Origin of the sequence: Noviherbaspirillum album (genome assembly GCF_035916955.1) — a bacterium.
Lineage (GTDB): Bacteria > Pseudomonadota > Gammaproteobacteria > Burkholderiales > Burkholderiaceae_D > Noviherbaspirillum > Noviherbaspirillum album.
Genome location: NZ_JAWIIV010000005.1, coordinates 18,031 through 38,379, shown reverse-complemented (window position 1 = coordinate 38,379; position 20,349 = coordinate 18,031). Strand labels below are relative to the sequence as shown.

Sequence of the window (20,349 nt, the reverse complement as noted above, 5' to 3'; positions counted from 1 at the left end):
AAGCGGGGAAGCGGGAGACCGGAAAAGCCTGAACCATGCTGTTTCTCAATTTTCCTGTCAGAAGCCCGGCAGCGTCGGACTCGCGCTCTGCCATCGCGGCGATTCCGTGGCCAGCATCTCGCGCGCGAACTGCTCCGCCGGCACCGGCTTGCTGAGGTAATACCCCTGCATCATGTCGCACGAACGCTCCTGCAGGAATTCCAGCTGGGACGCCGTCTCCACGCCTTCGGCCACGACTTCCAGCCGCAGGCTGTGCGCCAGCGCGATGATGCCGGTGACGATGGCGGCATCGTCGGCGTCGTGCGGCACATCGCGCACGAAGGAGCGGTCGATCTTGATGATGTCGACCGGGAAGCGCTTCAGGTAGGACAGCGAGGAATAGCCTGTGCCGAAATCGTCGATCGACAGCCGCACGCCGAGGTCGCGCAGGCGGTGCAATGCCTCGAGCGTATCCTGGGCATTCTCCATCAGTGTGCTTTCGGTGATTTCAAGTTCCAGCATGCTGGGATGTACGAATGTGTCGTTGAGCGCCTGCTCGACGCTGGCAGCGAAATCCTTCTTCAGCAACTGCTTGACCGACAGGTTGACCGCCACGCGGATCGGCGGCAGCCCCGCCTCTGTCCAGGCCTGCAGCTGGCGGCAGGCGGTGCGCAGCACCCATTCGCCGAGCGGATTGATCAGGCCGGTTTCCTCGGCCAGCGGGATGAATTCGGCGGGTGAGACCATGCCTCGCGTCGGATGGCGCCAGCGCACCAGCGCCTCGGCGCCGACGATCCTGCCGCTGTTGACGCGCGCCTGCGGCTGGTAGTACACCTCGAGCTCGTTGCGTTCGAGCGCCCGGCGCAGATCGTTTTCCATGCGCACATGCTCGGAAATCGAGTGCTCCATCGACGCTTCGAAGAACTGGAAACCGCTGCCGGTCTTCTTGGCGCGGTACATCGCGGTGTCGGCGTGCTTGAGCAGCGTGCCGACATCGGTGGCGTCATGCGGATACATGGAAATGCCGACGCTGGTGGAAACGAAAATGTCATGGCCGTCGATCTGGAACGGCGTCGACAATGCCCGGCAGATGTTCTGCGCCGCGGACACGGCCGCATTCGGCCCGATCACTTCGGCCAGCACCACGGTGAACTCGTCGCCGCCGAGACGGGCGACGCAGTCGGCATTGCGCACGCTGCGGCGCAGGCGCTGCGCCACGGCGATCAGCAGGCGGTCGCCGACATCATGGCCAAGCGAATCATTGACGTTCTTGAAGCGGTCGAGATCGAGGAACAGCACCGCCACCGCTTCGCCGGCCACGCGCGCCTGCTCGATGCGGCGGCCAAGCTGATCCATGAACAGCGCACGGTTGGGCAGGCCTGTCAGCAGGTCGTTGTAGGCGAGATGGCGGATGCGTTTTTCCGCCTGGTTGGCTTCGATGATGCGGCGCACGCGCTGCGACAGCACGGCGAAATGGATCGGCTTGGGAATGTAGTCGCTGGCGCCGGCGGCAAAGGCGCGCTCGACGGAATTGTTGTCTTCCAGCGCGGTGATCATCAACACCGGGATGGCATTTCCGTTCGGCAGTTCGCGCACCCGGGCGCAGGCGGTGAAGCCGTCCATTACCGGCATGACCGCGTCCATCAGGATCACGTCGGGCTGGATGCGCTTGAGCATATGCAGGGCCTGCGCGCCGTCTGCCGCTTCCTCGATCCGGAAGCCGTCGCGCTGCAGGGTGTGGCGCAGCGAGCTGCGCGTGCTGCGATCGTCGTCGACCACCAGCACCAGCGGCAGGTCTTCCGCATCGCGCGCACTGTGCCGCTCCGTGATCATGCCTTCCACGCCGAGCACTGCCGATACGGCGTCGAAGGCCGAGCGCAGGCGTGACACCAGCGGCTTGATGGCATCGAGCCTGCGGTCGATGGCAAGCTCCTCGGCCTCCTTGGCCAGTTGCGCCAGCGCTATCGCGCCGAGATTGCCGCTGCTGCCCTTGATCGAGTGCGCCATGGCGCGCGCGCCGTCGGCGTTGCCGTCCCGGACCGCCTGTTCGAGCTGGTCCAGGTAAGCAGGAGTGTCTTCGAGGAAGGGCGTCACGGTCTGCTGCAGCGCCGGACCGAGGATTTCACGCAGTTTCTCGAAGACTTCGTCATTGATGGGACTGCCGTCGCCGTCGCCGGTCTCGACTTCGGGCAGCATGGCGCGGCCGCTCGGCTCGAGACGGGACAGCCAGCGTTCCAGTTTCTGGCGCACTTCGGCCAGCGTGATCGGCTTGGCCAGGTAATCGTCCATGCCGGCTGCCAGGCACTTGTCGGCATCGCCCGGCTGGGTATTGGCCGTCATGGCAATGATCGGCGTGCGCAGCCCCAGCGTTTCCTCGAAGTTGCGGATATGCGCGGTCGCTTCGTAGCCATCCATTTCCGGCATGCTGCAATCCATCAGGATCAGGTCGAAGCGGCCGGTGCGGGCGGCTTCCACGGCTTCCCGTCCGTTGGCGGCGAACTGGCATTCGCAGCCGTTCATCGACAGCATGCCGCCCGCCACCATCTGATTGGTGCGGTTGTCTTCGGCCACCAGCACGCGGTAATCCTTGGCGGCGACAGCAAGCGCGGGTGCAGTCTGCAACGGGGCGGACGTTACCGCCGGCGCTTGCGGCAGCAGGCGCTGCACCGCATCCATGAGCCGCTCCAGGCGCAGCGGCTTGCCGAGATAAAGATCGGCGCCGAGCGCGCTGTTGCCCATCGGCGTGGCGTAGCGGTCGAGCACCAGCATGCGCGGCACCACCGCGCCGATCTCGATTCGAAGGCGGCGCACCAGGTCGGTGCCGCGGTCGTCGGTGACCTCCGCATCCATCACCACCAGCGCGTAGGGCGCCCTCGCCTGCTCCGCGCGCGCGAGTTCGGACATCGCTTCGGGTCCGTTCAGCACGGTGTTGCAGCGCATGCCGGCCGCTTCCAGGCTCTGTGTAATGAAGCTGCGCACGATCAGGCTGGAGTCGATCACCAGCACGCGCATGCCCTGCAGGCCAGGATATTCGCGGGCCGGAGGCTGGGTTGCGGCGGCCGCGCAGCGGACGGTGAACCAGAAGGTGCTGCCCTTGCCGGGTTCGCTGGAAACGCCGATGTCGCCCTGCATCAGGTCCACCAGCTGCCTGCAGATGGCCAGGCCCAGGCCGGTTCCGCCGTATTTGCGGGTTGTTGAACGGTCCGCCTGGGCGAAGGATTCGAAGATGTGCTTGACCGCATCGGCGTTCATGCCGATGCCGGTATCAATGACTTCGAAGCGCAGGCCGAAATGTTCTTCGCGGTCGGGCGCCGCCAGGATGCGTACGGAGACTTCGCCGTGTTCGGTGAACTTGACCGCGTTGCCGATCAGGTTGAGCAGCACCTGGCGCATGCGCAGCGAATCGCCGCGTATGCGCTCCGGCACGCCGGGCGCCATCAGGTAGCCGATCTCGAGCCCCTTCTGCTGCGCCTGCTTGGCCAGCAGTTCGATGACTTCCTCGATAACCTTGCGCAGGTCGAAGTCAATCGCTTCGAGCTCCAGCTTGCCGGCTTCCATTTTTGAAAAATCGAGGATGTCGTTGATGAGCTCGACCAGCGACCGCGCCGAATTCCAGGCGATGTCCACGCATTCCTGCTGACGCTTGGGCAGGCGCATTTCCTTGAGCATGTCGAGCATGCCGACCACGCCGTTGAGCGGCGTGCGCACTTCATGGCTGACGGTGGCGGCGAACTGGGTCTTGCCGAGGGCGGTGCGCACCGCCTCGTCGCGCGACTGCTTGAGCTCGGCTTCGCGCTCTTCCAGCACGTCCATCATCTTGTTGAACGCATGCGCCATCTCGACGATGTCGCGCGGCCCGCCGGGCACGGCCCGCATGCCCGATTCCCCCGATTCGGCGCGGCCCATGAGCTTGGACAGGGCATTGAGCGGCCGGATCATGTGGCGCGCCAGCAGGCGCATGATGCCGAGCAGGACCGCGGCGAAGGACAGCGTGATGGCGAGATTGCCAACCAGCAGCGAAGCGACCAGCCGGTTGTGGGTGCCCTTGCCGACCACCACGTGCACATGGCCCAGCAGCTGCGGTTCGCGCTCCTGCATTTCGAAGGGCGAGCTGTCGGACTGGCCGCCGTAGACCGGCGCGCTGAAATGCCACTCGCCGCTGGTATCTCCGGCGAGGACTGCGCGCGTGGACGGCGCCCGCAAGCCTTGCGCCTGCTGGGCGGCAACAGTCTCGACGGTGACCCCCGGCTTGCTTTGCGCATGCAGCGAGGCGCCGGCCGTGTCGGTGATCTCGACGCGCAGCACGTCCGGAAAAGCCAGCGTGGTGGCGATGCCCTCGCGCACGTTGTCGGGCGAACGGTACAGCAGCGCGAGTATGCTCTGGCGCGCCAGGTTCTCGGCGATGCGCTGGCCCTGCTCGACCATGTAGTCTTCCATGCGCCGGCTAGCTTCCCAGGAATTCATCAGGGAGGAAAACAGGGCCAGCCCCAGGATGGCGGCGCTGACGACGACGGTCAGCTGGCGGCGGAAGCCGGTGCGACTGAGATAGTTACGAAACATGGACGGCAGGAAAAACAGGATGAGGCGCATCGTCACGCCGGTGTTGCAGCTTGCTGCGCTGCTGGCTGGACATATCGAAACTCCGTTCCATCATGGTTCGGGAAAGATCGCATCGAAGGCGCGCTGCTGCTGGTAGCTGAGCGATAGCCCGAGGTGGCCGGCGGTACGCACGTTGACCGCAATGTGGACATCGCGCAGCGGCAGCATGCCCCGCCGGCGCGGGTCGCCGGACAGATGGGCGAGCGCAGACCAGGCCAGCGAGCGCCCGAGTTCGAGGTTATTCGGATAGAGCGCAAACAGTGCGCCCTTCTTCACGTGCAGGAAACTGCTGGAAAAGACGGCGATATTGCGGTTCCACGACTCCTTGAGCACCAGCGGCAGGATGGTGGTTTCATCCACTGTCGTGGAATCCTGCGGCAGCCAGATGGCGTCGCGCTTGCTGTCGCTGGATGCGAAAGTGCTTTCGTACAGGCGGGCCGCGCTGGCGAGATCGCGCGCCTCGTGCGCCACCAGTTCAAGGCCCTGCGCGCGCGCCGCTTCGCGGGCCAGGCGGATCAGCCATTCATTGTTCTGCGGATGATAGACGACGACGACTCGCCTGATGCCGGGCAGCAGGCTTCTCAGGCGTGCAAACAGCAGTGCCGGATCGGGCGTCAGGCTGATGGCGGTCATCGCGCGGCTGTCGGCTTCCGGCACGGACAGCACGCCACCGGCGACCAGCGGCAATTCGCGGTCCAGCGCGGATGCCGCCTTGAGTCCCTGGCGGCCGAGGGCGATCACGACCTTGGCGCCGTTGCGCCTGAGCTGCGCATTCAGTTCGGCCGGATCGGTATTGGCGGCGACCGGGTAGGTGCGCATTGCCGACTTGGCATTGTCTTCGATGCCGTCAATGATGCTTGCGAAGATGCTGTGATAAGGCTCGCCCAGGATCGGATACACCACCGCAATCGAACCGGGAGCCTGCGGCTCCATTCGTCTTGTCTCGCCGGCCTCGGCCTGCGCGGCGCCCTGCGGCGCGGTCATGCCCTGCCCGGAAACGACGGCCGACAGCAGGCCCAGCGCCGCGCAGCATGCGCGTGCGCGGGACCACGCCCTGCGTCTGAACATCTTCCCGGTCATTTTCATATTCTTGTTAAAACTAAGAGTCACTCTGTTCCGAAGACAGCCGAAGACAGCCGAAGACAGAACAGCATAGCCGATAAAACATGCCCTTCTGCAACAACCCTGCAATTTCTCCGGTTGCTTCGCGCAAGCCGTCTTGCCTGGGTCGATGCCATGGGGCAGCTGCCACCCGTTGTGCCGTTCTGCCGTTCAGACGGCCTGCATCGTCGGCGCGCTTCCCAGGAAATCCTGCAGCCTGTGCAAGATGGCATCGACCGATTGCGCAAGCGACGACTGTTCGGTATCGATGCGCAATGCGGGCTCCAGCGGCGCTTCATACGGTGCGCTGATGCCGGTGAATTCCGTGATCGCTCCCGAACGCACCTTGCGGTACAAGCCCTTCGGATCGCGCTGCTCGCACACGGCCAGCGAGGTGCACAGGTGGGTCTCGATGAAGCGTTCCTCGCCGATGATCTGCCTGGCCATGTCGCGGTCCTGGCGATACGGGGAAATGAAGGAGGTGATCACGATCAGCCCGGCTTCGTTGAACAGCTTGGCCACCTCGGCGATGCGGCGGATGTTTTCATTGCGGTCCTGCGGCGAAAAGCCGAGATCGCGGCTCAGCCCGTGACGCACGTTGTCGCCATCCATCACATAGGCGGCATGGCCGGCGGCCACCAGCCGTCGCTCGAGTTCGAAGGCGATGCTCGACTTGCCGGAACCCGACAGGCCGGTCAGCCAGACGGTGGCGGGCAACTGCCCCAGCAGCCAGGCGCGCTGCGCGGCGTCGACCTTGCCCTCCTGCCAGGCGATGTGGCCGGCGACCGGCTGCTCCCGTGTGCCAGGAGCCTGTTCCGGCTGCACCTTCGCCGGCTGGCGCATGATCGTGACCTTGTTCATTTTCCCTCGTAGGCAATGTCGTAGCGCCGGCGCACGAACATCATGCGGCGGTCGACCTCGGCGGCGCTGGTGCCGAAGTCCTCGAGCGCATAGCGATGGCCGCCATGCAGATTGTCCCTGTCGCTGTCGGCCAGCCACTGCGCCATGGCCTGCTCGACGGCCGGCGTGAATTCGACGCCACCGAATGCGTAGACGCGCCGCATCACCAGGCGCCAGTCGCGGTTCATTTCCTCGTAATGCACGTCGATCTGCTGAGCGGCGGGAATGTGTTCGCGTCCCGCGATGCCGCGCTGCGCCGATTGCTCGCAGAAGTCCATCCAGATGTCGCGCGTCGATGCCCGGCATGGCAGGTCGGTGTGCTGGGACGCGAAATGCCACATCAGCGACATCACCGAGCCGACCGTCTTGATCGGGTCGCGGTGGGTAAACACCAGCCTCGCATCCGGGAAGACCTTGACCAGCGTGCCGAGATCGAGCATGTGCTGCGGATTCTTCAGCACCCAGCGCGCGCTCTGCTCCTGATTCTGCTCCTGTTCCCGGGCGCGCGACCACGCGATCAGCTTGAGCAGCTTGGCGGTATAGCGGTAGACGTCGCTCTTGTCATAGTCGAGGAACCAGCGGTAATAGCCGGGAATGTTGAACATGCCGAGCACCGAAAAGCCGCAGAACGAATGGTTCATCAGCAGCATGTCCTCTTCCGGCCAGTCGGCGTCCATCGGATGGGCGACATAGCCGCCGGCATACACCTGCCGGCCGAGCGCCAGGAAGTTCTTCACTTCCTCGTAGCGCGCCTGCCGGCCCATGTCGGGCTGGCCGGGACGCGGCGCCGGGTTGAAGCCTTCCCAGGTGGAGAGATGCTGCAGCCGCGCGTCGGTGGCCATCATGCGCTGCAGCCGCGTGGTGCCGGAGCGGTGCGGGCCGACGATGACGATCGGCGCCTCGATCTCGCGCTCCAGGATTTCCGGATGCGCCTCGAAACAGGCATTCGCCCACAGCCGGTTCTTGAGCGAACGGATGGTGCGCATGCGCGCATTAAAGCGGCCGAAGGGATTGAGTTGCGCTTCGGTCTCGAGCGAATGCAGCAGGGCCCGCAGCGGCGCCAGGAAGCTTTCGTCGCCGAAGCGTTCGAGGCCGGTCTCGGCGCGCGCGGCGGCGATCAGCGACGCTTCGGACAGGTCGATCTTCTTCATGCCGAAGACGTTCCAGGCGCGTGTGCGGCGGTTGAACTGGCGGACGAATGGCGGCTGATAGGCGGTGCTGGGTTTGGTATCCATGTTTTTTCGTGGAAGGCGGGGCTGGATCGCAGCGGCCATTCCTGGCTATGCGGATGGGCGGGGCATGGGCCCATCCGCGGTTGATGCATTCATACTTCGTTCATGCAGGTTGCGCGGGGCGCGCCCGTCACATGCTGTAGACCGCCTGCAGGTAAATGGCACGCGGGGCGAGCGGCAAGTCGTTCGGAATCAGGCCGGGAGCGGGGCTGGGCTCGCGGACGTCGGCATTGAACAGGTTGCGCACGGTGGCGCCGAATTCCCATTTGTTGTTGCCGCGCAAGCTGCGCAGCGACAGGTCGAAGGTCTTGTAATCGGCAACCGGGGGGCGGCGGTCGCCGGCCGGGCGCTTGCGGTCGGCTACCCAGTTGAGCTGGGTGCTGGCCATCCAGCCGCTGGCGAAGCGCCAGTCGGCGCGCCCGTACAGGTGATGGTGCGGCGCGTAGCCGGCATCGCGCCCGGTCGATTCATCGATCGAGCGCTGATAGGAATAGTTGCCCGACAGGCGCAGCGTGCGGGTGGCATCCCATACCGCCTCGAGTTCCATGCCGTGGCCGTGCTGGCCGCCGGTGTTGCTGAAGGTCGATCCCGGAGCCGGCGCCGGATTGGGCACGGTGCGGATGATATCGTCCATGTTGTAGCGGAACACGCTCAGGTTGAGCTGCAGATCGCGCCGCGCCTGCCAGGCGAATGCCGCCTCCAGCGTGCTGATGGTTTCCGGGCTCAGGTCCGGGTTGCCGCGCTGGACCGGGTTGTTGATGCTGTACTGCTCCGAGAACGACGGCGCCCGGAAGGCGCGGCCGTACAGCAGCTTGGCGGTGACGTCGAGCGCCGCGTCCCAGACCAGCGCCACGCGCGGATTGGTGGTGCCGCCGAAGTCGGAATAGCGGTCGTGGCGCACGCCGGCGGTCAGCGTCAGGTCGCGCGCGAACTGCCATTCGTCTTGCAGATAGACGTAGTCGAGCTTGCGCCGCTGCGGCAGCATGAAGGGCTGGATCAGCGAATAGTCGGCCACCGGGCCGGCCGGGATGGGCATGCCGGCCGCGTCGAATATGTAGTTCTTGTAGGTTGCCGTCTCGTACAGGTTCAGGTCGTCGTGGCCGACGCCGACGCGGATGCTGTGGTCGTCGAAGCCCGAATAGGTGGCGAAGGCGGACAGCCGCATCTGCCTTTCCGAGGTGTCGGGATGCCCGATCATCCCTTCCGGGAACAGTCCGGTCGGGAAGCGCGTACCCGGCGGCCACAGCCGCAGATCGACCGGGATGCGCTGGCGGTATTCAAAATAGCTGACGGTGGCACCCACTCCCCAGCCGGGAGCCAGCTGGGAATCGGCCCAGGACAGGTCGGTATTGAAACGCTCGCTCTTTTCCTTGCCGACCGGGTCGAGCGCCGACGAAATGCCGGCGCCGGTGCCGAGGTCGTCGCGCTGCTTGTAGCCGACGTTGAGGCGCCATTTCCGGTAGCCGAGGCCGAGGTTGGCGTCGATCGCATCGTAGCCGACATTCACCGGTCCCGGCGCCAGGCTGGCCGAGGTGCGCGCCGTGCGGTCGCGCGCCGTCTGGGCATCGGCCTCGATGATGCGGCGCTGGCCGTCGGTCTTGCCGGCGCGCAGGTAGGCGGAAATGTCGAGGTCGCCGGCCTTGCTGCCGTGCTGCACCCAGGCGCTGCGGGTGTCAAACGAACCGGCGCGCACGCCGACATGGGTGCCGCCGATCTCGGCCGCGTTCTTGGTGATGATGTTGATGACGCCGGAATAGGCATCGGCGCCGTAAAGCGCCGAGCCGGGTCCGCGGATGACTTCGATGCGGGCGATGTTCTCGACCGGATAGCCGCCCCATATATTGCCCTTGTTGCCCTGGAACAGGGTTGTCATGGGCACGCCGTTCTGCAGCATCAGGGTCTGCGGATTCTGGCCGCTGTAGATGCCGCGGATCAGGTAGAGCGAGCTGTAGGTGTTGGGCGCGTTGCTGACATGGATGCCGGGCACGGTTTCCAGCACTTCGTCGAGGTCGGTCGCGCCCATGGCGGCGATATCCTCGGCGGTGATGACGGTGGCGACCGCCGGCGCGCGGCGCAGCTGCTGCTTGCTGCCGGTGGCGATGCTGATGGTGGATTTGTCGCCGTAGACCAGCGCCAGGTCTTCCTCTTCGCCGGCATCGGCGGAGTGGGCAACGGGAACATGGGCGAGCAGAAGCGTGGCAAGCGTCAGAGGAAGCGCATACAAGGTTTTCAAGGAATTCCTCCGGCCTGTGATTGTGCAGAGCGGTTGCAGGGCGGTAACAGTCTAGTGCAACGCCCTGTAACAGTCCATTCCCGCAAGCAAATATTCCGCACTGCGTCACGCTCCCGCGACAGCCTGATCATTTTCGCCATGCCCTTTTTCCAACCCCGGTATAGGCAATGCCGTCGCAGGGAGTCGGGAACAGGCTTCCCTCCGGTTTCTGCGCCGCCTCCACCAGGCATGGCGGCATGCCGGCCAGGAACAGCGGCACCCTGAAAATCTGGAACTCGCGCGCCGACAGGCCCATGTCCGCGCCCAGCGAGGCCGTCATTGCCGCATAGTTCATGCGCAGCGCGGGCTTGCCGAGCTCGGTGGTCAGGATGCGCTCGATCTCGTGCGCCATGCGGAAGACCGGACCGTCGGCCAGCCCGAGCGAACGGGCCAGGCCCGACAGGAACGGCAGACGCTCGTCATGCGCCTCGATCGGACGGCCGTAGCCGTAAAGATGGCGCTTCGAGGCCAGTTCGCTCTCGACGAATGCGCGCAGCGGCTGGCCGCCGTCGACCGCCTTGCGCGCACGGTAAAAGAAATTGATCGCGCGCAGCCCCGGTCCGCCGCCGTAGATGCGGGCTTCCGACACCGCCAGCGCGGCGCTCAGGCCGAGCACCGGCGAGCTGCGCACGTTGCCGGCCAGCGCCGCGACGCGGTTGTTCCACAGGCGGGTATCAGGATAGCTGGTGTTGACCCAGATGCCATGCAGCAGACGCAGCTGCTGCGGGGTGAAGCGGCGCCCGGTGATGCCGTACACATACAGATCCATCCAGTCGGCATCGTGGAATTGCTGGTGCAGGTCGTGGCCGCGGAATATCGCGTGGCTACCCGGCCAGCAGGCGCCGACGCGTGTGCGCAGGATGCCGGCTTCGGCGGCAAGCAGCTCGGGTCCTTTCATCGCGGGGCCTTTCATCCGGGTGTTCATGGTTGCTCGCTTTCCTGCGTGCTTTCGGTTTTGCCGTCCTGCAGCTCGAGCGCGTAGAACGGAAATTCGGTGTATTTCTTGCGCTGCTGTTCGAGCGCATGCATGGCCGCGCCGGGCAGGCGCAGCAGCAGGAAAAGCATCTCGCCCTCCTCCGGCGCAAACCCGAGATCGCAGAAGGCTGCGGCAGCCACCCCGCTCTGCTCGAGCGGCATGCCGGCGGCATCCTCGAGCGCCGCCCGATGCTCCGCCAGCCAGTTCAGGCGCGGCGTGTTGCCGATGCGCGCCAGCGCCGCCAGCAGTTGCCGCGTCGAGGTGGCGCAGGCAAGGGCATGCGGCTCGAAGCCGGGAGGATGCTCGCGTGCCGGCCAGACCTCGATCACGGCATCGCCATCGCTATCGGTCATGGCCTGCCGCATGTGCCTGCGCCATGCCTCGATGTCCATGCCGCAGGCAGCCCAGGCCAGCATCGCATCGTGCACGTCGCGCGCGCCGTGATAGCGTCCGGCGCCGACCGCCAGCGCCGCCATCAGCGAAGCTGCCGCATTGGAGCCGGCGATGCCGCCGCACATGGCCGCATGCACCGAAGGATCGCGCGGCCCCGGATTGGCAAGCGCCACCGCCAGCGCCTCGAGCAGGTCGAGGGCGGACGGCTCGGGCAGCTCGGGCCGCAGCAGCAGGAACAGCATTTCGACCCAGCGCGCGTTGCCGACCATTTCACCGAACACGTCGTAGCCGCGGACATAGGCTGCGCGGGTGGCGAAGCGGTTGTCCGGCTCGGGCTCTTCATTCCAGATTTCGGTATGGATCAGCGGTAGGGGCTTGTCGCTCACTTCTTTGTCTTTCATGGTTGTGCGGATGGGCCGATCGGACGGACCGGGCGGATCAGACCGCGGTGCCCAGCACGCGCATGCGCAGGCTCATCGGCGGCACTTCCTCCGCATCGATGCGCACATCGAGCAGCGTCGGTCCGCGGCGCTCGAACATCGCATCGATATCGAGCTCGGCCAGATCCTGCAGCCTGTGAATCGTATGCGCATTGGCGCCCATCGCATGTGCCAGCGCGGTGAAATCGGTCGGCGGAAGCTGGTGCGCTACGCGCTCGGCGCCAGCGAGCCTTTGCCCGTGCTTGACCATGCCTAGCGCCGCATCGTTGAGCACCACGAAGACCACGTTCAGCCCTTCCGCAACGGCAGCCGAGATTTCCTGGCCATTCATCAGCATGCTGCCGTCGCCAGTGATGCAGACCACCGGCGCATCGGGATTGCCGAGCGCGGTGCCGACCGCGCCGCCGATGGCCCATCCCATTGGAGCAAAGTCCATGGTCACGCGCAGCCAGCCGCCCTTGCCGAGGGACGGCGCGCCAGGCTCGACCGCACTGGGCGACAGGTAATGGATCGCCCAGGCGAAGCTGTTGCCGGAATCGGCCAGATAGCGGGTATGCGCGGGAAACAGGCGGCCGAGTTCATGCATCAATTGCTGCGGCTTGACCGGGCCGCCGTGGGTGCCTTCATGCAGTGACGGCGGCGCAACGCGATGCTGCGGCCGGATGCCGTCGGGCGCGGCGAGCCCCAGCACCGGTGCAGATGTAGACGCGGGCACCGACAGGGATGCACGCATCGCCGAGACCGGCACGCGCATGCGTTCGGCCAGCCGTGCGGCGACGGCAGAGAGGCGCCCTCGCACATGCAGCCTGGCCATCGGCGTGCGCACCAGGTGCTCCTCGCATTCGTCGACATGGATCAGCCGGTGGTTGAGCAGCGCGTCGCTCCAGCCGCCGCTGGTCCATTCGTTCATGCTGCAGCCGAAGGCCACGATGAGGTCGACCGACTTGTCGCGCAGCGCCATTTCCGCCGACGCATGTCCGGCAAACCCGAACACGCCGCGATACAGCGGATGGCGCGGGTCGATCAAGCCCTTGGCATCGGGAGAGACAATGAAACCGGCTTCCCTGTGCATGGCGATGCCGAGCAGTGCCTCGATCGCCTCGCCGCAGGAGCCGCCGATCAGCAGCAGCGGATTCTTCGCCTGCTCCAATTGCTCGCTCAGCATGCCGACCGCCTGCTCGTCGATCATGGCGGCCGGCTTGAGCACACTGTTGATGTCGTAAGCAATGCCGGGCCTCGACACGGGGCTTTTCAGGATGTCGAGCGGGATGCTCAGGTGGGCCGGCCCGTTCGGAGTGCGTGTCGCGTGCATCAATGCGGCCACCAGCTTGTGCTCCACCTGCTCGGGGTGCGTGACCAGCGTGTTGTAGCGGGTGCAGTGGCTGAACATGGCGACGGTATCGATGCCGGTGCAGCTCGATTCCTGCAATGCGCGCCGGCCGAAATTCGGCAGCGCCGGCTGCCCGGTCAGCACCAGCATCGGGACGCCATTGTCATAGGCGCATGCAACGCCGGTGATCATGTTGGTCGCGCCGGGACCTGAGGTGCCGCAGCAGACGCCCAGCTTTCCGGTCTCGCGCGCATAGCCGTCGGCCATGAAAGCGGCGCCGGCCTCATGCCGCGCCAGCACGGGCCGCGGGCCGCCGAGCCTGCTGCTGCGCGCCAGAGCGTTGTAGAGCGGTTCGATCGCGCCGCCGGGCACGCCGAACACATACTCGACCCCAAGCTGTGCAAGAGCGGCAACAATCAGATCGGCAGCGTCGTGGATTTGCCCTTCCGTCGAGATCCGCCGGTCGGCTGTTCCGGACACAAGCGGAGTGGTAATGCGCATGTCGAATTTATCCCTGAATGATGTTTGGCCGCCGCATCCCCTTGCCCGAGGCGGCATAGCACGCAATTGCGTTGATACCGGCAGACGTATGCGCAATTTTTAGCGCGGCCATCGTACAGCAAGACGCGCGATGTTCATGCGATCAATACCGATGGTATACGCCGCTATTTCGCTCTCTAACCGTACCCATGCTTTGCCGGCAAGACAATCTTCAGCCGCGGGCGCGACATGGAACACATCAAAGCGTTCTACCGAAAGTCACAAAGGAGGTTGGATGCAGCCTGCACGAAAGCGTTCCATGCAGAAACCTTAATTCAGGGAAATTTTTTACGGGGCGGTATCAGGCTCATGACCTTTTGACACTCACGACACTCACGACACTCACGACACTTACGACACTCACGGCATCCATGACAGCAGGCTCAGCAGTCGCTGCACCCTGCCGACATGTTATTGAGCCTGCGGCCGGACGAGCGCGGCGACGGCCGCCACGCGCGCCGCATGGATGGCTTCGGGAATGCGCTGCGATTCTCCGGCGCAGCGCTTGGCGATTTCTCCGGCATTGACCGCCTGCGCGGCCCGCAATACCGATTCCAGGAAGGCCGCCTGCGGAAAGGGTGCGTCGCCGAAACCGGCGCGCCCGTGGTGATCGCATTCGGAAGCGCGCACCATGTCGAGAAAGCGCTGCGGCTTGCGAAAGGCATCGCAGCGCTCCAGCAAGCTCACCAATGTGTTGGCCCGCATTTCCAGCGCGCGCATGACGTTGCCGTGCTCGCGCGCGGCCATCACCGCGAGGTCGCGGCAGTCGTTCGGAATCTTGAGCCGCTTGCAGACCTGGTCCACCAGCTTGACGCCGAGGCCCTCGTGACCGTAGTGCTTCGGCCATTCCCCGGGCGGCGTCGCGCCCTTGCCGAGGTCGTGCAGCAGCGCCGCGCAGCGGATGGGCAGGTCGAATCCCTGCGCCGCCGCGTGATCGATCACCATCATCACGTGCACGCCGGTGTCGATCTCGGGATGATGCTTTTCCGGCTGCGGCACGCCCCACAGCACATCGAGTTCCGGCAGGATGCGCGCCAGCGCGCCGCAGTCGCGCAGCACCTCGAACATGCGCGAGGGCCGCGCCTCCATCAGGCCGCGCGACAATTCCTGCCAGACCCGTTCCGGCACCAGCGCATCCACCTCGCCGGCCACGACCATGTCGCGCATGAGGCGGTTGGTTTCCGGCGCCACCGTGAAATCGTGAAAGCGGGCGGCGAAGCGGGCCACGCGCAGGATGCGCACCGGGTCTTCGGCGAAGGCCGCCGATACGTGGCGGAACACCCGCGCCTGCAGATCCTTCTGTCCGCCGAAAGGATCGACGATGATGCCGTCCTTCCCATCCTCGCTGCGCGCCATCGCATTGATGGTCAGGTCGCGCCGCACAAGGTCCTGCTCCAGCGTGACGTCGGCGTCGGCATGGAACACGAAGCCCTTGTAGCCGGGCGCGGTCTTGCGCTCGGTGCGGGCCAGAGCGTATTCCTCGTGCGTCTTCGGATGCAGGAAGACCGGGAAATCCTTGCCGACCGGCGTGAAGCCGTTTGCGATCATCTGTTCCGGCGTCGCGCCCACGACCACATGGTCATGGTCCTGCACCGGCAAGCCGAGCAAGGCGTCGCGTACCGCGCCGCCGACCACATACGTCTTCATCGCCGCACCATCAGTCCGGATAGCTGTCGTATTTTTCGAGACGGTCCGTCTCGTCCATGGCTTCGCGCATCCACTGCGCGACCGCGGGATGCGCGACCACGCGGTCCATGTACGCCTGCAGCGCCGGCGGCAGCCAGACGCCGTAGGTGCGGAAGCGCATCACCACCGGCGCATAGAAGGCATCGGCGATCGAGAACTCGCCGAACAGGAACTGGTGCGGGCCGGAGCGCGCCAGGCAGTCTTCCCACAGTTCGCAGACGCGTGCGATGTCGGACTGCGTCTCCGTAGTGCGGCCCTTGCCCGGAAAGCTGGCGCGGATGTTCATCCACATCGACGAGCGCAGCGCGGTAAAGCCGGAATGCATTTCCGCGCAGACCGAACGGGCGATCGCGCGGGCATCGGCGTCGCGCGGCCACAATCCCTTGTCGGGAAACTGCTCGGCCAGGTATTCGCAAATGGCCAGCGAGTCCCAGACCTTGGTTTCGCCGCAGATCAGGATGGGAACGCGCCCGGCGGACGAGTGTTCGGCGATGCGGGTGGAGGTGTCGGGACGGCCGAGGGAGATGCGCACTTCCTCGAAGGGAATGCCGAACGCGGTCATCGCCACCCATGGGCGCATCGACCAGGAAGAGTAATTCTTGTTGCCGATCACCAGTTTCAAGCCTGCCCTGCCTGCGGCGTCGAGGGTTTGCTCAAGGGTTGGATCGAGTTCTGTGCTTTGCATACGTCTTATCCCAAATTTAACGAAGCTGCGATGCGAAAATGCCGCGCTGCGGCGAGGTTCGCTGCAGCGCGGCATCCGAGGATAATGCTTTTGCGCCGGTTTGCAAACCGGCGCGGCTACCGTAGCGACATCACGGCAGTTCGGTGGGGACGAATCCCTTGGGCGCGACGGTGCCGAGGCGGGCTTTGAGCGACTGCGGCTTGCCTTCGAACAATGCGGCATAGTATGTCGCGTTCGACAACACTTTCTTGACGTAATCGCGCGTCTCGTTGAACGGGATGGACTCGGCGAAGATCGCACCCTCGACCTGGCGCTGCAGCGTCGAACGCCATGCGCGTGGACGGCCCGGGCCGGCGTTGTAGGCCGCGGTCGCCATCGCCTGCGACCCTTCCAGGTCGTTGAGCACCATGTTCAGATAGTTGGTGCCGAGCGTGATGTTGGTCTGTATGTCGTTGACCTGGCTCTGGGTGAAGCCGTCCAGGCCGATCTTGCGTGCGACGTACTTTGCGGTCGCCGGCATCAGCTGCATCAGGCCGGAGGCACCGACATGCGAACGCGCATTCAGGATGAAACGCGACTCCTGGCGGATCAGGCCATACACCCAGGCCATGTCGAGGCCGAGGCGCTCGGTGGACGCCTGCATCACGTCGCGGTACGGCGACGGGAAGCGCTGGGTGAAGTCGAATTCCGTCTTGGTGCGGTCGGAAGTGTTGACCATGCGGTCGAGCACATTCTTCTGGCGCGCGAATTCCGCCGCCGCCAGGTGCTGGCGGTCGTTCATCCTGCGCAATTCCCAGTTCCACTCCCGGTAGCCTTCGAAGCGCATGTTCAGGTCGAAGAACTTGAGCGCGCGCTGGAAGCCCGCATTGCTTGCCATTGGCGCAATCTCTTCCGCGGTGACGGCCTGCGCGCGCGGCGGTACGCTGATCTTGCGGCCGAGTTCCTCCAGCGCCAGCTGGCCGTAGAAATGGTTCTGGTCGGCGATGGATTCGAACAGCTTGGTCGCTTCCTCGGTCTTGCCTTCCGCGCGATAAGCGCGGGCCAGCCAGTAGACCCACGGCCCGTCACTGGCCAGCGCCGTCGGCATGGCTTCGATGGCGGTTTTCAGCTGTTTCCATTCACCGGCTCGCAGCAGCGCGCGCGCTTTCCATTGATGGCTTTCCAGCGACAGCGTCGCACCCGCGGTGCGGTGCCAGTACACGGCCGCCTCGGGCAGCAGCTTGAGCGAAGCCGGCAGCGCGATCTGCGCCCAGGCCTGCGCGCGCTCACGTTCGCTCAGGCGGCTGGCGCCGGCAACCAGCGCATCGACCGCGCGATCGGGATTGTTCTTGGCACTGCGCCCCAGCGCGAGGATGAAGACTTCCTGGCTCGCACGGGTGCTGCCGGGGCCGCGCGCAACGACTGCGTCCGGCTTGTCGAGCGCCTGCATCAACGCGGTTTCGCTGGCATCGGTCAGCGGCGCGAGGCGTCGGATCGTGCCGGAGAAGCCGGATTCGGCGATCAACCTGATCTGCGCCCAGACGTCATCCTGCGTGAACTGCCCGACCTGGACCAGCGTTGCCACCAGGGCCGGGCAGGCCTCGCCGTAGTTCTGCGGGCCGACCAGCACGGTGCGCGCGTCATCGGCGACGTTCTGGCCCTTGAGCGCCTTCGACATCAGCGCATAGCATTTGAGCTGCGTATCGTCGTTGAGAGCGAACAGCGGATACTGCTCGTCGAACAGTGCCCAGTTGCGAGTGCGGCCGAGTTCCAGCAGCCAGTCGTTGCGCAGGCGGTCGGCGATGGCCTGGCCGTCGTAGCGCGTCAGGTAACCGCGGATTTCCTGTTCCGAAGCGGTGGCGAGTCGGGGGCGCAGCCGGTAGTAATCGACATAGGAAGGCATGAAATAATTGCCAAGCCTGGCAGCGAGTTCCTCGACGCGGGCCAGATCGCCGCCGCGCGAAGCATCGCGCAAGGCAATGAAGACATCGTCATCGGAAGCAAATGCAGGCGCGGCGCGCTGCGGCGCCGGATTCTTCGCCAGGGCTGCCTGCGGCAGCAGCATGACCGAGGCTGCGGCGATTGCAACGCCCGCCATCCATTTCATATGAGACATCTAAAACCGCTTTCAAAAAATACGTGTCTGATTCGAGCATGACGCGAACCGCAGCCGGGACAGTCCGGGTAACCGGGTTGCGCGCAAAAGGGATGCTCTAGTGGGGTGAGTTGGAAATTTGTTGAAGGCAAACGTGGCGAAATCGTGCCGAGACAAGGAAACAAGCACAGCAAGGCCGAGGCCTTGCGCGCATTGTTGACGCGGTATCGGCACGATTCTCGCTCATCATTTGACCAACAAATTTATAACTCGCACCACTAGAATAGCATGCGCGATCACGACCATCCGACCACGACATGCCGAATGCCATTTCGACCAAATCCGCCTTGCGAAAGACATTGCTTGCCAACAGACAAGCAATGTCCACCGAAGTTCGACAAACATTGGACTATCGCATCGCGGAGCATCTCGAAGCGTGGTGCATTGAACATCCCGTCAAGACGCTGGGCGTGTATTGGCCGATACGCGGCGAGCCCGACCTGCGGCATGTTTATGAAAAACTTTGCCAACTCGGCATGGCACTGGCCCTGCCAGTAGTAACGGACAAGGATGCGCCGCTGCGCTTCATGGCCTGGACGCCGGGCGATGCAATGGAGAAGGACCGGTACGGCATAGCCATTCCGGCACGCGGCAGCGAAGTTCGCCCGGATGCGGTGCTGGTGCCCTGCGTGGGATTCAATGCCCAGCGCTTCCGGCTAGGCTACGGCGGTGGATTCTACGACCGCACGCTGGCGCAGGCGCCGCGTCCGCTGGCGGTGGGAATTGCGTATGCATCGTCGCTGACGGCATTCGAAGCCGATGCATTCGATATCGCGCTGGACCGGGTGATCACCGAGTCCATGCAGTTTTGAACACCCGGCAGCCGGGTGTTCCATCCATCAACGATTCGACAGGTCGAGCCGCTTCCACAATGCCGTCGTCGCCGCGGCCTGGTTGAGCGAATAGAAATGCATGCCGGGCACGCCGCCGTCGAGCAGGCGCTCGCACAGGCCGGTCACGACATCGAGGCCGAAGGCCTTGATCGATTCGGTGTCGTCGCCGAAGCTGGCCAGCTTCAGGCGGATCCAGCGCGGAATCTCGGCGCCGCACATGTCCGAGAAGCGCATCAGCTGCGAGTAGTTCGTGATCGGCATGATGCCGGCGACGATGGGCACGTCGATGCCCGCCTTGCGCGTGTCGTCGACGAAGCGGAAGTAGGCGTCGGCATTGTAGAAATATTGGGTGATCGCTGCATTCGCGCCGGCCTTCACCTTGCGGGCGAAGCTCTGGATGTCGTCCTGCGGCGACTTCGCCTGCGGATGCATTTCCGGATAGGCGGCCACTTCGATATGGAACCAGTCGCCGGTCTCGGCGCGGATGAATTCCACCAGCTCGTTGGCATAGCGGAATTCGCCCGAAGCGCCGTAACCGCTCGGCAGGTCGCCGCGCAGGGCCACCAGGCGGCGGATGCCGTTGGCCTTGTACTCGCCCAGAATGGCGCGCAGACTGTCGCGCGAGCTGCCGATGCAGGACAGGTGGGGCGCGGCGTCATGGCCTTCGCGCTGGATTTCGATCACGGTTTCCAGCGTGCCCTTCTGGGTCGTGCCGCCGGCGCCGAAGGTCACCGAAAAATACTTGGGCCGCAGCTCGGCCAGCTTGGCGCGCGTGGCGCGCAGTTTTTCCGCGCCTTCCGGCGTCTTCGGCGGGAAAAACTCGATGCTGAAATTCTTTTGTGTCATTTTTTGAGCAGTAGAGCAGAGAGTGCCCACGAGATCAGGCTGTACAGCAGCGCGCCCGCGACCGCCGACCAGAAGCTGGCGACATAGAAGCCGCTGACGAAATTCGCTACCACCCAAAACATCAGGCCGTTGACGATGAAGATGAACAGGCCGAGCGTGAGCACCGTGACCGGCAGCGTCAGCAGCACCAGGATGGGCTTGATCAGCACATTGACCAGGCCCAGCACCAGCGCCGCGACGAGCGCGACGATGAAATTCTCGACGTAGACCGTCTTCATCAGAAACGGCACGGCGAACAATGCCGCGGCATTGATCAGCCAGGTAAGCAGCAAACGCATGTCGACCTCCTCTCGCCGGCGATGCAGGGAACGAGGCGGTGCAATGACCTAGGGGCCGTCGCGCC

At 64.9% G+C, this 20,349-nt stretch carries 14 protein-coding genes; 1 reads left to right on the top strand and 13 read right to left on the bottom strand.

Annotated elements, in window-relative coordinates; all coding sequences use genetic code 11:
* Positions 1-57: 57 nt before the first annotated feature.
* From RY831_RS07825 to RY831_RS07775, 11 genes are all read right to left on the bottom strand, one after another.
* On the bottom strand, positions 58-4,569 hold the full coding sequence (locus RY831_RS07825; RefSeq protein ID WP_326505988.1) for an EAL domain-containing protein: 4,512 nt from the start codon (positions 4,567-4,569) through the stop codon (positions 58-60).
* Between the two features lie 60 nt (positions 4,570-4,629).
* Positions 4,630-5,658 carry an ABC transporter substrate-binding protein gene (locus RY831_RS07820; RefSeq protein ID WP_326505772.1) on the bottom strand — a complete coding sequence of 343 codons (1,029 nt, stop codon included), beginning with the start codon at positions 5,656-5,658 and terminating at the stop codon, positions 4,630-4,632.
* 192 nt (positions 5,659-5,850) lie between these two features.
* Positions 5,851-6,540 (bottom strand): adenylyl-sulfate kinase, encoded by a 690-nt coding sequence (gene cysC / locus RY831_RS07815; RefSeq protein ID WP_326505771.1) that lies wholly within the window; start codon positions 6,538-6,540, stop codon positions 5,851-5,853.
* Positions 6,537-7,814, bottom strand: coding sequence for a sulfotransferase family protein (locus RY831_RS07810; RefSeq protein WP_326505770.1), 1,278 nt, complete (start codon positions 7,812-7,814; stop codon positions 6,537-6,539). Before RY831_RS07810 ends, cysC begins: the two co-directional genes overlap by 4 nt.
* Before the next feature lie 127 nt (positions 7,815-7,941).
* Positions 7,942-10,044 (bottom strand): TonB-dependent receptor plug domain-containing protein, encoded by a 2,103-nt coding sequence (locus tag RY831_RS07805; RefSeq protein WP_326505769.1) that lies wholly within the window; start codon positions 10,042-10,044, stop codon positions 7,942-7,944.
* Between the two features lie 127 nt (positions 10,045-10,171).
* Positions 10,172-11,008, bottom strand: coding sequence for a citrate synthase family protein (locus RY831_RS07800; protein ID WP_326505768.1), 837 nt, complete (start codon positions 11,006-11,008; stop codon positions 10,172-10,174).
* Positions 11,005-11,853, bottom strand: coding sequence for a citrate synthase family protein (locus RY831_RS07795; RefSeq protein ID WP_326505767.1), 849 nt, complete (start codon positions 11,851-11,853; stop codon positions 11,005-11,007). Before RY831_RS07795 ends, RY831_RS07800 begins: the two co-directional genes overlap by 4 nt.
* A 37-nt stretch (positions 11,854-11,890) precedes the next feature.
* Positions 11,891-13,723, bottom strand: a complete 1,833-nt coding sequence (locus tag RY831_RS07790) for a thiamine pyrophosphate-binding protein (protein WP_326505766.1) — start codon at positions 13,721-13,723, stop codon at positions 11,891-11,893.
* A gap of 450 nt (positions 13,724-14,173) precedes the next feature.
* Positions 14,174-15,409 (bottom strand): multifunctional CCA addition/repair protein, encoded by a 1,236-nt coding sequence (locus tag RY831_RS07785; protein ID WP_326505765.1) that lies wholly within the window; start codon positions 15,407-15,409, stop codon positions 14,174-14,176.
* A gap of 10 nt (positions 15,410-15,419) precedes the next feature.
* The gene (locus RY831_RS07780; RefSeq protein WP_326505764.1) at positions 15,420-16,133 is read right to left on the bottom strand and encodes a glutathione S-transferase family protein; all 714 of its coding nucleotides are present in this window, start codon (positions 16,131-16,133) and stop codon (positions 15,420-15,422) included.
* 130 nt (positions 16,134-16,263) lie between these two features.
* The gene (locus tag RY831_RS07775) at positions 16,264-18,228 is read right to left on the bottom strand and encodes a lytic transglycosylase domain-containing protein (protein ID WP_326505763.1); all 1,965 of its coding nucleotides are present in this window, start codon (positions 18,226-18,228) and stop codon (positions 16,264-16,266) included.
* Positions 18,229-18,524: 296 nt separating this feature from the next.
* Here RY831_RS07775 and RY831_RS07770 point away from each other — a divergent pair, with 296 nt between their 5' ends.
* Positions 18,525-19,079: a 5-formyltetrahydrofolate cyclo-ligase gene (locus RY831_RS07770; RefSeq protein ID WP_326505762.1), complete on the top strand. Its 555-nt coding sequence runs from the start codon at positions 18,525-18,527 to the stop codon at positions 19,077-19,079.
* 27 nt (positions 19,080-19,106) lie between these two features.
* Here RY831_RS07770 and metF read toward each other — a convergent pair whose 3' ends face one another.
* Positions 19,107-19,946, bottom strand: coding sequence for a methylenetetrahydrofolate reductase [NAD(P)H] (gene metF, locus RY831_RS07765; RefSeq protein WP_326505761.1), 840 nt, complete (start codon positions 19,944-19,946; stop codon positions 19,107-19,109).
* On the bottom strand, positions 19,943-20,284 hold the full coding sequence (locus RY831_RS07760) for a phage holin family protein (protein WP_326505760.1): 342 nt from the start codon (positions 20,282-20,284) through the stop codon (positions 19,943-19,945). Before RY831_RS07760 ends, metF begins: the two co-directional genes overlap by 4 nt.
* Positions 20,285-20,349 lie beyond the last annotated feature (65 nt).

What these genes read in the sequence shown, in the direction of transcription:
- RY831_RS07825 (WP_326505988.1), bottom strand. Translation starts at nt 4,569, where the DNA reads ATGCGCCTCATCCTGTTTTTCCTGCCGTCCATGTTTCGTAACTATCTC.
- RY831_RS07820 (WP_326505772.1), bottom strand. Translation starts at nt 5,658, where the DNA reads ATGACCGGGAAGATGTTCAGACGCAGGGCGTGGTCCCGCGCACGCGCA.
- cysC (WP_326505771.1), bottom strand. Translation starts at nt 6,540, where the DNA reads ATGAACAAGGTCACGATCATGCGCCAGCCGGCGAAGGTGCAGCCGGAA.
- RY831_RS07810 (WP_326505770.1), bottom strand. Translation starts at nt 7,814, where the DNA reads ATGGATACCAAACCCAGCACCGCCTATCAGCCGCCATTCGTCCGCCAG.
- RY831_RS07800 (WP_326505768.1), bottom strand. Translation starts at nt 11,008, where the DNA reads ATGAACACCCGGATGAAAGGCCCCGCGATGAAAGGACCCGAGCTGCTT.
- RY831_RS07795 (WP_326505767.1), bottom strand. Translation starts at nt 11,853, where the DNA reads ATGAAAGACAAAGAAGTGAGCGACAAGCCCCTACCGCTGATCCATACC.
- RY831_RS07790 (WP_326505766.1), bottom strand. Translation starts at nt 13,723, where the DNA reads ATGCGCATTACCACTCCGCTTGTGTCCGGAACAGCCGACCGGCGGATC.
- RY831_RS07785 (WP_326505765.1), bottom strand. Translation starts at nt 15,409, where the DNA reads ATGAAGACGTATGTGGTCGGCGGCGCGGTACGCGACGCCTTGCTCGGC.
- RY831_RS07780 (WP_326505764.1), bottom strand. Translation starts at nt 16,133, where the DNA reads ATGCAAAGCACAGAACTCGATCCAACCCTTGAGCAAACCCTCGACGCC.
- RY831_RS07775 (WP_326505763.1), bottom strand. Translation starts at nt 18,228, where the DNA reads ATGTCTCATATGAAATGGATGGCGGGCGTTGCAATCGCCGCAGCCTCG.
- RY831_RS07770 (WP_326505762.1), top strand. Translation starts at nt 18,525, where the DNA reads ATGCCGAATGCCATTTCGACCAAATCCGCCTTGCGAAAGACATTGCTT.
- metF (WP_326505761.1), bottom strand. Translation starts at nt 19,946, where the DNA reads ATGACACAAAAGAATTTCAGCATCGAGTTTTTCCCGCCGAAGACGCCG.
- RY831_RS07760 (WP_326505760.1), bottom strand. Translation starts at nt 20,284, where the DNA reads ATGCGTTTGCTGCTTACCTGGCTGATCAATGCCGCGGCATTGTTCGCC.